Origin of the sequence: Cuneatibacter sp. NSJ-177 (assembly GCF_022867805.1) — a bacterium.
Taxonomy (GTDB): Bacteria; Bacillota; Clostridia; order Lachnospirales; family Lachnospiraceae; genus Pseudolachnospira.
Map to the genome: position 1 here is coordinate 39,791 of NZ_JALIFO010000015.1, position 14,174 is coordinate 53,964.

Sequence of the window (14,174 nt, forward strand, 5' to 3'; positions counted from 1 at the left end):
TATGGATTTTTAATTATTTAGGTATTTTTTAATCCTGCTTTTTAATACAAACACCGGGAATTTCAGCCTGGCCCTAATCTGGGCGTCAAGAAAAACAAGTTTGAAACTGCAAACACCCGGTTGTTCGTTCCGTCTTCCGTCAAGTGTTTCTATCAGGAATCCCAAGGATCAGGCTCCGCGGTTCTCCCGTCATCTAATTCAATCTACGCCCCTCCCCTTGGGCATGATTCCAGCGGACCTTTAGAGTGCTGATGTATCTGGTAATGTGTTCTCTTCTATTGGACATAGCCCCGGCAAAAACACTGATAAACCGGGATGACCTTCCATCAGCAAGGCTGCTGTGTGCGGAATCTTTGATGCAGCGTTCGTTCGAAACAGTCGGATAAAGCAAATCCCCGCATCCCTTCTCCTTTTGCAGCAGCCTTGGTTTTCCTATTTTTCTTCCTTACCCATCCGAGTCCTGTCCCGCTTACTCTTTGCTTTCAAAGGTTTTCTCTGCCTTGTTTCTTATATCGGCATAATTCCCATAATGACAGCGGTTGCGATGGCGATGAGGTTTGTGATGCTTTGAATCCGGACAGCGGTACCAAAGTAGTGGTTTGCGTCGATTTCCAGGAGGGAGCAGCCTAAAAAGTTCGGCGGGTTCAGCGGTGTGGAACCGGTGGCCAGAGTCAGGTTGATGATAAAGGGAGCGATCATTGCCATACCGAGGAAGCCGTATTGGGCTCCGGTGGCAACCAGCACCGGGTACAGCATGGTAAAGACACGGTTCGGCACATAGCGGATGCAGACCACGCAGACTGCCAGAAGGATTATGTGCATATAGCGGGCCAGAAAATCCGGGAAGGATCCGGCAATCGCCTCGCCGAGGGCATTCACCATCCCCATATCGGTGAAAACGGCTAGGTAAATACTGATTCCGATCATGAAAAGGAACAAACCCATAAACTGTTTGCCCGCCCGCTCCAGCAGAGGGCCGAAATCTTTCGGGTAGTTTACCAGGATCATGTAGGCGGTTCCGATCATAAACAGCAGATACGCGGGGATCCCAAACTTTAAAAGGCCTACCATCAAAATCAAAAATACGAGAAGATTCGGCCAAAACAGCTTCGGGCGAACCAGCTTTTTCTTTTCCTCCTGCGCTTCCTCAGCCGCTGCCTCACTGGCTCCATCCACGGTCAAAAACAAACTTCCCGTGTCCTTTTTATGCCTCCACGCCATATAAATCCACTGGAACAGGATTCCGGGTACCATACAGACAGCAGCTTGGGAGGCTGCAACGGAAAGCTCGGTAGCCTCGCAGCCCAGCACGACCGATACATTCACGATGGCCGGGCTCCAGGGAAGCCACATCATCACGGCCAGCGCTGTCTGACAAAGAATGAAGCAGTATTCCCGGTTCAGTTTCAGCTTTTTATAAAGAGGAAGCAGGATCGGGAAGATGATCAGATAAGTAACAGAGATCTGTGCGGTCAGCGCACAAAGCAGGCTCAGCACCGTGGTCAAAATAATAAGGATAACCACGTTCATCCGGCTGCCAAAAGGCTTGATCATCACGTTGACGATGGTCTCAAACATCCCGGTCTCCATCAGCAGATTAAAGTAAATCAGGGCGAACAGAAGCAAAAATCCGGCGGATGCCATCGTTTCGTTCAGCTTTCCCATGATGGACGTACTGATGTCCGTCAGGGAATAGCCTAAGAACAGGGCAGCCAAAATGGGGATCAGCATCAGAACCAGATACATGGGAATTCTTTTCTGGAAGGCTGCGAGAACGATCACCAGCACCATCAAAATTGCGATCAATGTAACATTCATTTTTTCTTCCTTTCTCCTCGTTTGTTTTATTGCCGGTATGGCTCCATGTGAAACTCGCGCTGGAAAGCTGCCGCCATCAAATCATGGAGCAGGTCACTGTAGGGATGGGGAATCCGATTATAGCAATGTCCCACCCGCGCCGCGCAGTAAATCTCGCACTGGACGCCGTGCTCTAACAGGCGGTTTGCGTAGCGAAGTCCGTCGTCCCGGAGCGCGTCGTACTCAGCGGCCACCACCATATGGGGCTCCAGACCGGCCAAATCCTGACAATACATGGGAAACGCATAATAGGGAACAGGATATCCATTATAGCCGCCGAGATAACCGGGTTCCGCAAAGAGCTGGGGCGTAGCCTTTCCCACTTTATAATCGTACCATTGGTGGTAGGCTGCTGTTTTAGTAAAATCCACGGACAGCGGCGGGCACACCAGTGCGGTAAAGACAGACCTGGGGCCGTTGTGATCCCTGGAATACAGGGATACCCCCTCCGCCAGATTGGCCCCGGCGCTGTTTCCGGTCAGGCCGATCCGTTCCGGATCCCCTCCCAGCTCCGCCGCATGCTCAAATATCCAGCAAAAAGCGTGGTAACAATCCATCAGCGGAATCGGATAGACGATTTCCTTCCCGTCCACCAAGCGGTAGTCCACGGTTATCACGATCGCGGGGATCCGCTCCGCCAAGGCGCAGCAGCGGAAGGTATCCAGCTCCAGATCCCCCTGTCTCCATCCCCCTCCGTGCAGGCTCATGATGACAGGTGGCTTTTCTCCTGCGCCGGCCGGTGTAAAAATCCGGATGTTACGTTCCGTTCCCGCCTCATCCACCGGAATCATCCGATCTTCTATCTTCATCCCCTCCGGGATCTGGAATTGATCTGCCAGGCGGTTTAACTCGGCCTTCGCCGCCTGAATCTCTGGTGTATCTTCTTTTCTGGCCGCCAGCATAACCGGCTCAAAACCAGGACAAGGATTACAAATCATAGTTTTTTCCTTTCTGTTCCGAATCCCTTTGCGCGCATGTTCTGAATCGAATCTTTCCTGATTATATCAGAATTCTCCCTGCCGGTTGATTCGTCCTGCTTATGAGTTGATACCTATCCTGCATAAAGAAACCGGTCTCTTTCCACAGCAGGTTGACTTTTTTTCCCGCCTTCGCTATAGTGAAGCAAGATACACGAGTCTGCGATCAAAGCAACACGCTTTCGAGGAAACAAAAATGGATATCTTTCAGATTCAATACTTTCTTGAATTGAAAAAACATGAGCACATGTCGGTAACCGCCGATCTGCTGAACATCTCCCAGCCGGCGCTGAGCCGGAGCATCGCCGCCCTGGAGGCAGAGCTTGGAATTCAGCTCTTCGACCGGATCGGAAAAAGAATCAAGCTGAACCGGAACGGGGAAGAATTTGCCAAATATGCGGAGAAAGCGCTTCGCTTTCTGGATTACGGCGTGGACGCAGCCAAAAAGGTGCACTATGAGATCACCGGACAGATTACCCTTCTCTGCTACGCTTACTCCCCGATCCTCCACCCTTGTCTGGCCGCTTATGCCAAACTGAATCCATACGTCCACTTTATGATCAGCCAGTTTGCTCTGGGGGAACGGCTGAAACGGGCGGAATCCCCGGATTTTATCCTTTGCAGCTCCAGCAGCACTCTTCCCTTCAGCCCGGAACAGTTTTGGATCTCTGAGCCTTTGGCGGAGGAAGACTACGTACTAGCCGCCTCAGCCAGCCTCCTTCCCCCGCAGCCGGGCCAAACCTCCCGGTCCCTCGCGGAGCTTGCAGACTACCCCTTTATCACCCTGACCCATAATTCCATCTTTTTTCGGGATATCACCTTTCTTTTATGCCAGAACGCAGGATTTTTCACCAAAAGCCCCATCCAAACGGACAGCTACGACGCCCAGCTGGATCTGGTTCGCCAGGGCCTGGGCCTGGCCATCCTTCCGGCCGGTTACATCCGCTGCCTGAAATTTCCGGATTCCGATCTGGTATTTTACTCTCTGGAAAACTGTCCCTACCGCCATACCCTCTCCCTGCTCCGCCAGCGGAAAGCGCTGATGACGGAGGCGGCTCAGGATTTTTGGGATTTTGTTTTGGACTACTACGGAAGGCCTCAGGACAGCCGGGACTAAACAGCCTTTTCCATAAAAAACGAGATGGACGTTTCGCCGCCATCTCGTTTTCTATTTTATTTCTGTGTTTCTTCTATGATAATAAATCCTTCAATAGCTCACGGATCTTACCCGGATCCGCTTTCCCTTTGGTCGCCTTCATCGACTGGCCGACCAAAAAGCCAAAGGCTTTCTCTTTTCCTCCCTTGTAATCCGCCACGGGCTGCGGGTTTTGCTCCAGCACCTGCCGAACCGCCTCCCGCAGCTCCTCCGCATCGCCGGTCATGCCGAGACCATGCTCCTTGACATAGACTTCTGGATCCACGTCCTGCCGGAAAATCTGTTCAAAGACCACTTTCGCCGTGGTGCGGTTGACCTCTCCCGCTTCCACCATCCGGATCAGCCCAGCCAAATGCTTTGGTGAAAAGGAAAAATACCCGTTTCCTCCGCCGCTCTCCTTCCGCAGGCGCATCGCTTCCCCGATCAGCCAATTCGCCGTCTCCTTCGGCCGGCGGCAAAGGGAAACCGTGTCTTCAAAAAATTCCGCCATTTGGCGGGACTCCGTCAAGATCCCGATGTCATACTCAGAAAGGCCATACTCGATCCGATAGCGGGCTTTCTTCTCTTCCCGCAGCTCCGGGATCCGACCGCGGATCTCTTCCATCCATTCATCGGAAACCACCAGGGGAGGAAGATCCGGTTCCGGGAAATACCGGTAGTCCTTGGCGTCCTCTTTGGAGCGCATCGAGTAGGAACAGCCCTCGTTCTCATCCCACCGCCTGGTTTCCTGAACGACGCGCCCGCCGCCAGAAAGGATCTCTTCCTGCCTTTTTGCCTCATGGGCAATGGCCTGGGCAATCGCCCGGAAAGAGCTGAGATTTTTCATCTCTGTCCGCACGCCGAGCCCGGCCTCCCCTGCTTTCCGCAGAGACAGATTGACGTCCGCGCGCATGGATCCTTCCTGAAGCTTACAGTCGGAAGCGCCCAGGTACTGAATCGTGACCCGAAGCTGTTCCAGATAGGCAATCACTTCCCCGGCCGAGGCAAGATCCGGCTCGGAAACAATCTCGATCAAAGGCACGCCGCTCCGGTTATAATCGATCCGGGATCCCCCGCCGTTTTCCTCATGGATCAGCTTTCCGGCGTCTTCCTCCAGATGGATCTCATGGATCCCGATCTTTTTCGTTCCATCCTCCCCTTCGATCTCCAGATATCCATTCCGGCAAATCGGATAATACAGTTGGGAGATCTGATAATTCTGCGGGTTATCTGGATAAAAGTAGTTCTTCCGGTCAAAATAGCTGACCCGCGTGATCTCGCAGTGGGCCGAAAGGCCCACCGCCACCGCATACTCCACCGCTTTTTGGTTCAGCACCGGAAGCGCGCCGGGCATCCCCAGACAGACCGGGCAGACATGGGTGTTCGGCTCGCCGCCAAAGGCCGTGCTGCAGCCGCAGAATATTTTAGATTTCGTCGCCAGTTCCACATGGACTTCCAGCCCAATGACGGTCTCATATTCTCCCATCTCACGCCTCCTTCCGGCAAGGGCATACCAGGGCCGGAACCTCTTTTTGATAGCTGGCCGCCGCGTCGAACAACGTTTTCTCGGCCAAAGGCGCCGCCATCAGCTGAATCCCCAGCGGCAGCCCATTTTGGGCCAGCCCGGCCGGAAGGCTGACCGCCGGAAGTCCGGCGAGGTTCGCCGCCACGGTATGAATATCCCGCCGGTACATCTGGAGCGGACGGCCCAGGCTCTCGCCGAGCCTTGGAGCGCCGGAGGGCGCCGCCGGCCCCAGGATCAAGTCAAAATCCTGAAAAACACCGGCAAACTCACCGCGGATCCGCTTTCTTGCCTCACAGGCTTTCCGGTAATAATCCTCATAGTGACCGGCGCTGAGCACAAAAGCTCCCAGCAGCATTCTCCGTTTCGCCTCCGAACCGAACCCTTCCGAGCGGGTCTTGCGGTACAGTTCATGAAAATCCTGGTATTCTCCGGTCCGATACCCGTATTTCACGCCGTCAAACCGGGCCAGATTGGAACTTGCCTCGGCGCAGGCAATCAGATAGTAGGCCGGCACTGCGTACTTTGCCGTCAAAGGCAGGCGGATCTCCTGGATCTTAGCCCCCAATTTCTCCATGATTCCGGCTGCCGATTCCACCGCCGCAGCCATCTCATGGTCCGCCTCCCCCTCCAGCCACTCTTTCGGGATCCCGATTTTCTTTCCGGCAAGTCCCTGATCCGATAAAGGAAACATTTGCTTATCGCTCCGCGTCAGGGAAGTGCTGTCTTTCCGGTCCAGGGCAGCCATGGCGTCCCAGATCAATGCGCAGTCCCAGATATCTCGGCCGATCACCCCGATCACGTCAAGGGAAGAGGCGTATGCCACCAGGCCGTAACGGGATACCGTGCCGTAAGTTGGTTTCAGCCCTGTCACGCCGCAGAATGCCGCCGGCTGACGCACCGAACCGCCGGTATCCGAGCCAAGGGCAGCCGGGACAAGTCCCGCCGCCACCGCAGCCGCGGACCCGCCGGACGATCCGCCGGGGACATGTTCCGGATTCCACGGATTTTTCGTGCTCCCAAAGGCGGAAGTTTCTGTGGTGCTTCCCATGGCGAATTCATCCAGATTCGTTTTCCCCAACACCACCATCCCGGCCTCTTTCATCCGTTTAACAGCCTCCGCGTCATAGGGAGGCACAAAATCCTGCAACATTCTGGAAGCACAGGTGGTCCTCAAGCCATCCGCACAGATATTGTCCTTTACGGCAATCGGTACGCCTGCCAGAGGACCGGTATATTCGCCCTTCTCGATTTTCCGCTGAACCGCAGCTGCCTGGCTGAGTACCAGTTCCGGGTCCACGGTGATAAAACACCCATACTGGGAATCCCGGCCGGCAATCTCCCGTAAAAATTCTTCCGCCGCCTCCGGCGCGGACCAGCGTTTTTCCCGGATCCCTCTTCCGATTTCGCGGGCTGTCCTCTCTCTCATGACTGCCTCCCCGCTCCAATGGTCCTCGGCACACGAAAACAGCCATCCTCTGCCTCCGGCGCATTGGCAAGCAAACGCGCTTTCGGAAAGCTTTCCTCCACCACATCCTCCCGCAGTACAGGGGCAAAGTCGGATGCCGCCTCTTCGGTCCACACGAGATCCTGTACGGTCTGCGCATACGCTAAGATCTCCGTCAGTTCTCTGCCTGCCCGCTCCCTCTCTTCTTTCGGAAGAGAGAGCTGGACTAAAACCTCCAGCTCTTCTACGATCTCCTCGGTAATCTGCTCTTTCAATTTCTTCCCTCCTCGATCCATCTCGCCGCTTGCCGGGACTTTCACAGTAAACAGACATGTCTGCTTACGCAGACATCACCATGAATGAAAAAAGCCCCGGCCCTGCATCCTGCCGGAATCGCCGGAGCGGACGCAGGGGCCAAGGCCTTCTGGTTCCTATCTTTAAACGTTGAATTCGCCGGTAAATACTTCGGTGGCCGGGCCGCACATATCGACATGACCATCGTCCTCATCCCAGTGAATCTGAAGGGTGCCGCCAAGCAGGCGGACATCGGTCCGGGTCTCGGTGTAACCGGCCAGCGCGCAGGCGACGGCTGTGGCACAAGCGCCTGTCCCGCAGGCCATCGTCTCCCCGGAGCCCCGTTCCCAGACGCGCATCCGGACGGTTCTCGCATCGATCAACTGCACAAATTCCACATTGGTGCGGTCCACGAAACGCGGATGCTTTTCGATCAGAGGACCGTACTTTTGAATATCCAGCCCGTCCACATCGCCGACAAAGAAAACCGCATGAGGATTTCCCATGGAAATCGGTATCATCCGCCACACTTCTCCCAGGACTTCCAGCGGCTCAAAAATCTGCTCCGCATTCAAGTCCGCTTTCTGAGAGGGCGACACCTCCAGGTTGGCCCCGTGGCTCAAAAGCACCGGGCGGCCCATGTTGACCGTGGCCAGGCGGACCTTTCCATCCTTGACGGTCAGTTCGATATTTTTCACTCCGGATAAAGTATCAATTTTCAATGCCGTCATATTGGTCATGCCATGATCGTAGACGTACTTGGCCACACAACGGATTCCATTGCCGCACATCATGGCCTGGGACCCGTCTGCATTGTAGATATCCATACGAAAATCCGCAACTTCGGACGGCCCGATCAAGACCAAACCATCCGAACCAATTCCAAAGTGGCGGTCGCTGACCAGTTCAGCCAGCCTCCCTGCATCCATCGGAAGCTCTTCTTCCAGACAGTTTACATAGACATAATCGTTTCCGATTCCGTGCATTTTCGTAAATTTCATACTGCTAGCCTCCCAGGGCAACCCTCGCCCCTCCCATTTTTCTCCTTTTGCCCGCAGACGGACAACTTTATCTGCACAGCTCAGCCACCACCTGGCTGATCACCTTTCCATCGGCCTTGCCTTTCAGCTCCGCCATCACGGCTTTCATAATCTGCCCCTTATTCTTCGTCGCCAAGACCTCGGAGAACTGCTCCGTCAAAACTTGGCGGACCTCCTCCGGACTCATCATCTGCGGGGCATACTCTTTCAAGATGGCAAGCCGCGCCTGATAGGAAGCTTTCAGCTCCGCTCTCTCATCGGGGCAGGTATCCACCTGCTCCTGCACGCTTTTCATCTCTTTTACAATTACCCGATTTACGATTTCTTCTGTGATCTGATCCCGGCAGCCCTCGTCAATGGCCACCTTCTTCGCCGCAGACACCAGGGAAGAAACTGCTTCCTTTCGCACCTTATCCTTGGCCTTCATCGCGGCAATCATGTCTTTCTGCAAGGTTTCAAACTGCAAGAAATCACCTCTTTCTATGCTTCTTTCTCTACCGCCGCTACAGGAATATGATCCTCAAAACGGACCTGCCTCCGGTAAACCTCCGGCGGGAACATTCTGCGGTACAGCGTGTCCAACTCAGCCTTCAACATCTCGTCCGACTCGTCCCTCCGGCACGGAAGATACATCACCCGATACCCGACACCGAACACACGCGGCCGAATCTCCGTCTCTTTTAATCCGTTCTTTCGATAAAATGCAATTCTGCGCTCCCGGATCCCGCGTTCTTCCGCATTGACCGCCTCATCCGGGCGTTCCACCTCAAAGAAGATTCCGCCCTTTTCTTTATAGTGGCGGTGAATCATCTTCAGGAAACGGCTGCCATAGCCGCCGCCCCGCTTTTCTTCTAATACCGCATAGTAATCCAGAAGGCAGAATTCCCCTCCGGTCACAAAAAATGCGTATCCTTGAAGGGCTCCGGCCTCATATAAGCCGTAGGGTTCGTAATACCCGTCCTTCGTCATATTCTGAATCTTCGTCAGCGGCTTCAGTTCCGCTTCTGGAAAATCGGCTTTCATATAATGTTTGTAAATTACTTCTATTTCCCGGCCGAACAGGAAATGCAGTCCGTCTCTCATCTGTCTACTCCTTCTAAAATTTTTTCTGCCATCCCAAATCAGACCTGCAGAATAGGTCTTTTCCCGCTCTCTCACCTGTGGATTCGGCAAAAAAGAAATCTTGTGTACCGAATTCTTTTATCATACCATACCCTTTTTATTTTGTCCATTAAATACCAGACATAAAAACGAAATTACAAATTTTTTCCATTTTTTATTTAATCTGCATCGATTAGGCAAAAACATTCCTTTAACCGGATATTTTTTCAATACCGTCTTCCGTAATGCGAATCCGTCCCGTCTTTAACAAACGGCCTGCCGCCCGCTTAAAAGCATTTTTGCTCATCTGCAATTCTTTCTTGATTTCCTCCGGATCGGATTTGTCATGAAGGGGAAGCTTTCCGTCGTATTCCAGAACAGCCTGCCATACCCGCTCCGCGTCCTGGTCCATCTGGACATACGCCTTCTCCCTGTTGCTGAGATCCAGCTTTCCGTCCGGCCGCACCTGAAGCACGCGGGCTTCGACCGAATCGCCGGGGCGCAGGCTGGAATACAATTCCTGCTCCGGAATCAGGCCATAATACCGGTTGTCAACGGCAACCAGGGCTCCGACCTCGTCCTTTACCTGATACACCGTACCGGTCACCTTATCGTTTCTCTGATAGGGAGAGTCACTGCTCAGATATCCATATATTTTCATTGTGGCGCACAGACGTCCGCTTTTATCCACATACAGAGCCACCAACACCTGCTGGCCTTCTTTCAGCTTTCCCCGCTGCTCTTTAAACGGAAGAAACAGATCCTTAACCAGGGCCCAGCGCAGAAAAGCTCCAATCTCCGTCACCTGCGACACAGTCAGAACCGCCAGCCCGCCGACCTCAAATTCGGTCTGCGCCGTCGTGGCAATCAGCCGGTCTTCGGAATCTTTATAGAGGAAAACGTCCAGCGCATCCCCCGGCTTGGCTCCCGCAGGGACTTCTTTCTTGGGCAGCAGAACGGTCCGCTCCGATCCCTCTTCCCCCAAATATACGCCGATCTCTTTTTCTTTTACAATCGTTAAAACCTGTCTTTTTCCTAATTCCATTCTATCCTCTTTCCACTTCGGAAAAATTACCCTGAACCGCTGCTACGGCGTAAGGCCTTCCCTTCTCATCGCAGAGGGCCGCCACCGTCCAGCCATCCTGCCGGCCAACCTTTGGATAAATCCGGTCGCCAAGCCGCGCCGCTTTTTTATACTCCATCCGGAACTCGGTTACCTTTCCTTCCGGAAAATATTCTTCCGCCATACGGACATACTGACCATTATTGACATGCCCATTGGTATCCAACTGAATCCGCCTTACGGAAAAAGGCTCCCGCGCCTCCATCTGATCCGGCAGCGGAATCTTCCGGCTTCCCGCATAATCCATGGTGATCCGTTCATCCATCCCATAGATCTCGATCATTTCCGCCGGCGGCCGCTCCGGCCTCTCTGTCCCTGCATTATAATAGAACCAAAGGGAGTCGGCTCTCGCCAAAGAGCGCCCGGAGGCGGAAAACAGTTCAAAATTTCGCTTTCCCATAAAATGCTCAAAAGCGTAAGGCCGCGTCTCAATCCGGACCTCTTCTCCTAGTTCCGGGTATTCTTCCACTGTCACCTGCCAAAAACTCATCAGCCAAGCGCAGTTTCTTTCCTGCAAATAAGAAAGCCCCACGCCAAGATCCTCGGAGTGAAACGTGCTGCAGTCCTGAAAGTAATTCACCAAAGCCGGAAGCGTCAGCTTCCCGTCCGGCCCTACCTCACTGAACCGGATCCGTTCCGTTCTACTGTACATCGATTTTGCCTTTCCTTATTGACCGGAGAGCTTTTCATATAGAAACAATGCACACGCGGAACCTTGTTTGCTTCCAACCGCCTTTGCTGTCACCGTATTCCGTCGCATCTCATCTCGACTCCTCCGGCTGTCAAAGCCTTCTTTGTCGAAATATTTCATCTAATCACATTTAATATTCGACAAATACATCAGGATAAAGAAAAACCCTTGTAAGGATTTACAAGGGTTTTGTATCGCTGGGCTACAAGGATTCGAACCTTGAAATGACGGAGTCAGAGTCCGTTGCCTTACCATTTGGCGATAGCCCATCGCTCACAGCGATAGTAATTATAGCGCATCCTCCGCCATTTGGCAAGACCCAATTTCAACTTTTTTCCGAGAATCTTTTTCCCAGATTTTCCATCTTATTTCAAATAATTTTTCAAAAATCCGTATAATCTTCCCATCTCTTCCGGAGTTCCCACGGTAATTCGCAGATAATTGTCAATTCTTGGTTGATCAAAATACCGGACAAAAATATTTTCCCGGCGCAGATCCGCGAAAAGTTTCCGAGCCGGAATCGTCTCATGGGTTACAAACAAAAAGTTCCCCATGGGTGCCGGGCAGGAAAAACCCAGCTCCTTTAACCGGCGTACCGCCGACTCCCGCGTATCCACAATTTTGTTCAGAGTTTCCCGGAAATAGGTCTCATCCTTCAAGGCCTCTGCTCCCAGAACCAGCGCCGTCTCATTCATTGTGTAAGAGTTAAAAGAATATTTGACAGAATTCAGCGCCTGAATCAGTTCCGGGCTCCCGATGCAAAAACCGATCCGCATGCCCGCCAGAGACCGGGACTTGGAAAAGGTCTGCACGATTAAGAGATTGTCGTATTTCTCAATCAGCGGCAGCGCCGACTCTCCTCCAAAATCAATGTAAGCCTCATCCACGATCACCACGCTCTCCGGATTGTGGGAAACAATCTCCTCCACAAAAGAAAGCGGCTCAAAGATCGAAGTCGGCGCGTTCGGATTCGGAAAAACAATCCCTCCGTTGGGCTTAAAATAATCTTCCTTGACCAAACGGAACGCCTCATCTAAAGGCTGCTTCTCATAGGGGATGCTGAACATCTCGGCCCATACCGAATAGAAAGCGTAGGAAATATCGGGAAACAGCACCGGAAGCTCGGAGTTGAAAAACGTCTGAAACGCCATGGCCAGCACGTCGTCGGAGCCGACCCCGACAAAAACCTGATCCGCTCCGACATGGTAATAGGAAGCCAGCGCCGAAACCAACTCTTCGCAGGCGGGATCCGGATACCGGCGCAGGGAATCTGCCCGGATCGCTCCGAGGGCTTTTAAGACCCCCGGAGCCGGCGGATACGGATTTTCATTGGTGTTTAATTTCGTCACGTCGAGTGACTTCGGCTGCTCTCCCGGCACATAGGGCTCCACCTGACGCAGATTTTTCATCCAGGGCTTCATCTCTACTCCTTCACGTGTCCTTTGTACGCCAAAACCTCGATCACGGAGTCCACATACTTCTCGCAGATCTCGTAATTTGCCGCTTCCACCATCACGCGGATCACCGGTTCCGTCCCGCTCTCCCGGACGAGAATCCGGCCTTCGCTGCCGAGCGATTCCGCGACTTCCAGCACTTTCGCCTGCACATCCGGGTCGCCCTGGGCGTCCGGCTTGCTCTCCACCCGGACATTCTTTAAGACCTGCGGATAGATTTTCAGGTCCTCGCAGAGCTTGCTCAGCGGCTGCTTCATCTCAAGCATCACTTCCATCACCTTCAGGGAGGTCAGGATCCCGTCGCCGGTGGAAGCGTATTTGCTGAAAATAATATGGCCGGACTGCTCACCGCCGAGACGATGGCCGTTTTCCAGCATATTCTCATAGACGTATTTATCGCCGACCGCTGTCTTCACATAGTCGATGCCCGCCTCCTCCAGCGCTTTGTAGAGGCCGAAGTTGGACATGATGGTGGTAACGATCGTATTGTTGGCCAGCTGGCCCTTTTCCTTCATATATTTCCCGCAGAGATAGAGAATCGAGTCTCCGTCCACGACGTTCCCCTTTTCATCCACCGCGATACAGCGGTCGGCGTCGCCGTCATAGGCAAAGCCCACGTCCAGTTTCTGTTCCTTGACGAATTCCTGCAGCACATGGATGTGCGTGGAGCCGCAGTCTCGGTTGATATTGGTTCCGTCCGGATCATTGTGGATCACATAGGTTTTCGCCCCTAACGCGTCGAATACGCTTTTGGCAATGGTAAAAGAACTGCCGTTGGCGCAGTCCAGCCCCACCCTCTTATTTTTAAAGGAACGGGTTGCCAGCGTGATCAAATAGCCGATATAGCGGTTCCGTCCGGCGGAATAGTCGATGGTACAGCCGATCTCCTCCCGCTTTGCCAAAGGAGCCTCCGGCATCTGACCGTCCAGGTAGCGCTCGATCTCCACGATCACGGATTCTTCCAGCTTTTCCCCCCGGCTGTTTAAAATCTTAATTCCATTGTCATAAAAGGGATTGTGGCTCGCGGAAATCATGATGCCACAGTCAAAATCCTCCTCGGTGCGGACCACATAGGCAACGCTGGGGGTCGTCGTCACGTGCAGCAGATAAACGTCGGCTCCGGACGCGGTCAGGCCGGAGGACAGGGCGTCTTCAAACATGTAGCTGCTTCGTCTGGTATCCTTTCCGATCGCAACCTTACACTTGTGATCTCTTCCGTAATACCATCCCAGAAAACGTCCGATCTGAAACGCATGCTGTACCGTCAAAGTTACATTTGCTTCCCCGCGGAAGCCATCAGTTCCAAAATATTTTCCCATAAAAACAGTTCCTCCCGAAAGGTCGCTTCCCGGTAATCCGCCGGTCTTCGCGCCTAATTCGGTGTTAGTATAGCACAATCCGCCTCCATGCGCAACAAAACTCATTTTATCTTTCTTTTTTTGACTGTTTTTTTCGCTCATCCGACCAACCTTTGACCAACTCTGTTTTTTTATGTTATTCCGTCCCGCGCCGCTTCATGCGCCCAGCCGGGCA

13 protein-coding genes and 1 tRNA gene are annotated in these 14,174 nt (G+C 53.2%); 1 reads left to right on the forward strand and 13 read right to left on the reverse strand.

The window, feature by feature from the left end:
- Positions 1 to 507: 507 nt before the first annotated feature.
- Both MUB23_RS17950 and MUB23_RS17955 read right to left on the reverse strand, forming a co-directional pair.
- Entirely contained in the window at positions 508 to 1,818 is a 1,311-nt protein-coding gene (locus tag MUB23_RS17950; RefSeq protein ID WP_244802134.1) for an SLC13 family permease, read from the reverse strand.
- 26 nt (positions 1,819 to 1,844) lie between these two features.
- Complete coding sequence (locus MUB23_RS17955) at positions 1,845 to 2,795, reverse strand: alpha/beta hydrolase (RefSeq protein ID WP_244802135.1); 951 nt, start codon at positions 2,793 to 2,795, stop codon at positions 1,845 to 1,847.
- Positions 2,796 to 3,030: 235 nt separating this feature from the next.
- Here MUB23_RS17955 and MUB23_RS17960 point away from each other — a divergent pair, with 235 nt between their 5' ends.
- A complete protein-coding gene (locus MUB23_RS17960; protein WP_244802136.1) occupies positions 3,031 to 3,951 on the forward strand; it encodes a LysR family transcriptional regulator in 921 nt (306 codons plus the stop codon).
- Between the two features lie 73 nt (positions 3,952 to 4,024).
- On the opposite strand, the gene gatB is transcribed toward MUB23_RS17960, so the two are convergent.
- From gatB to glmM, 11 genes are all read right to left on the reverse strand, one after another.
- A complete protein-coding gene (gene gatB, locus MUB23_RS17965; RefSeq protein ID WP_244802137.1) occupies positions 4,025 to 5,455 on the reverse strand; it encodes an Asp-tRNA(Asn)/Glu-tRNA(Gln) amidotransferase subunit GatB in 1,431 nt (476 codons plus the stop codon).
- 1 nt (position 5,456) lies between these two features.
- Complete coding sequence (gene gatA / locus MUB23_RS17970) at positions 5,457 to 6,920, reverse strand: Asp-tRNA(Asn)/Glu-tRNA(Gln) amidotransferase subunit GatA (RefSeq protein WP_244802138.1); 1,464 nt, start codon at positions 6,918 to 6,920, stop codon at positions 5,457 to 5,459.
- Entirely contained in the window at positions 6,917 to 7,213 is a 297-nt protein-coding gene (gatC, locus tag MUB23_RS17975; RefSeq protein ID WP_244802139.1) for an Asp-tRNA(Asn)/Glu-tRNA(Gln) amidotransferase subunit GatC, read from the reverse strand. The genes gatA and gatC overlap by 4 nt, the downstream gene beginning before the upstream one ends.
- 162 nt (positions 7,214 to 7,375) lie before the next feature.
- Positions 7,376 to 8,233: a diaminopimelate epimerase gene (gene dapF, locus MUB23_RS17980; RefSeq protein WP_244802140.1), complete on the reverse strand. Its 858-nt coding sequence runs from the start codon at positions 8,231 to 8,233 to the stop codon at positions 7,376 to 7,378.
- Between the two features lie 67 nt (positions 8,234 to 8,300).
- Entirely contained in the window at positions 8,301 to 8,738 is a 438-nt protein-coding gene (locus MUB23_RS17985) for a GatB/YqeY domain-containing protein (protein ID WP_244802141.1), read from the reverse strand.
- A gap of 14 nt (positions 8,739 to 8,752) precedes the next feature.
- Complete coding sequence (locus MUB23_RS17990; protein ID WP_244802142.1) at positions 8,753 to 9,355, reverse strand: GNAT family N-acetyltransferase; 603 nt, start codon at positions 9,353 to 9,355, stop codon at positions 8,753 to 8,755.
- A gap of 229 nt (positions 9,356 to 9,584) precedes the next feature.
- A complete protein-coding gene (locus MUB23_RS17995) occupies positions 9,585 to 10,418 on the reverse strand; it encodes a CvfB family protein (RefSeq protein WP_244802143.1) in 834 nt (277 codons plus the stop codon).
- Position 10,419: 1 nt separating this feature from the next.
- Entirely contained in the window at positions 10,420 to 11,148 is a 729-nt protein-coding gene (locus tag MUB23_RS18000; protein ID WP_244802144.1) for an acyl-[acyl-carrier-protein] thioesterase, read from the reverse strand.
- A gap of 236 nt (positions 11,149 to 11,384) precedes the next feature.
- Positions 11,385 to 11,456, reverse strand: a tRNA-Gln gene (locus tag MUB23_RS18005).
- Positions 11,457 to 11,552: 96 nt separating this feature from the next.
- Positions 11,553 to 12,608: a pyridoxal phosphate-dependent aminotransferase gene (locus MUB23_RS18010; RefSeq protein ID WP_244802145.1), complete on the reverse strand. Its 1,056-nt coding sequence runs from the start codon at positions 12,606 to 12,608 to the stop codon at positions 11,553 to 11,555.
- Positions 12,609 to 12,610: 2 nt separating this feature from the next.
- The gene (glmM, locus tag MUB23_RS18015; RefSeq protein WP_244802146.1) at positions 12,611 to 13,960 is read right to left on the reverse strand and encodes a phosphoglucosamine mutase; all 1,350 of its coding nucleotides are present in this window, start codon (positions 13,958 to 13,960) and stop codon (positions 12,611 to 12,613) included.
- Positions 13,961 to 14,174: the final 214 nt, after the last annotated feature.

Excerpts from the sequence above, each read along its gene's own strand:
- MUB23_RS17950 (WP_244802134.1), bottom strand. The coding sequence starts at position 1,818 with ATGAATGTTACATTGATCGCAATTTTGATGGTGCTGGTGATCGTTCTC.
- MUB23_RS17955 (WP_244802135.1), bottom strand. The coding sequence starts at position 2,795 with ATGATTTGTAATCCTTGTCCTGGTTTTGAGCCGGTTATGCTGGCGGCC.
- MUB23_RS17960 (WP_244802136.1), top strand. The coding sequence starts at position 3,031 with ATGGATATCTTTCAGATTCAATACTTTCTTGAATTGAAAAAACATGAG.
- gatB (WP_244802137.1), bottom strand. The coding sequence starts at position 5,455 with ATGGGAGAATATGAGACCGTCATTGGGCTGGAAGTCCATGTGGAACTG.
- gatA (WP_244802138.1), bottom strand. The coding sequence starts at position 6,920 with ATGAGAGAGAGGACAGCCCGCGAAATCGGAAGAGGGATCCGGGAAAAA.
- dapF (WP_244802140.1), bottom strand. The coding sequence starts at position 8,233 with ATGAAATTTACGAAAATGCACGGAATCGGAAACGATTATGTCTATGTA.
- MUB23_RS17990 (WP_244802142.1), bottom strand. The coding sequence starts at position 9,355 with ATGAGAGACGGACTGCATTTCCTGTTCGGCCGGGAAATAGAAGTAATT.
- MUB23_RS17995 (WP_244802143.1), bottom strand. The coding sequence starts at position 10,418 with ATGGAATTAGGAAAAAGACAGGTTTTAACGATTGTAAAAGAAAAAGAG.
- MUB23_RS18000 (WP_244802144.1), bottom strand. The coding sequence starts at position 11,148 with ATGTACAGTAGAACGGAACGGATCCGGTTCAGTGAGGTAGGGCCGGAC.
- MUB23_RS18010 (WP_244802145.1), bottom strand. The coding sequence starts at position 12,608 with ATGAAGCCCTGGATGAAAAATCTGCGTCAGGTGGAGCCCTATGTGCCG.
- glmM (WP_244802146.1), bottom strand. The coding sequence starts at position 13,960 with ATGGGAAAATATTTTGGAACTGATGGCTTCCGCGGGGAAGCAAATGTA.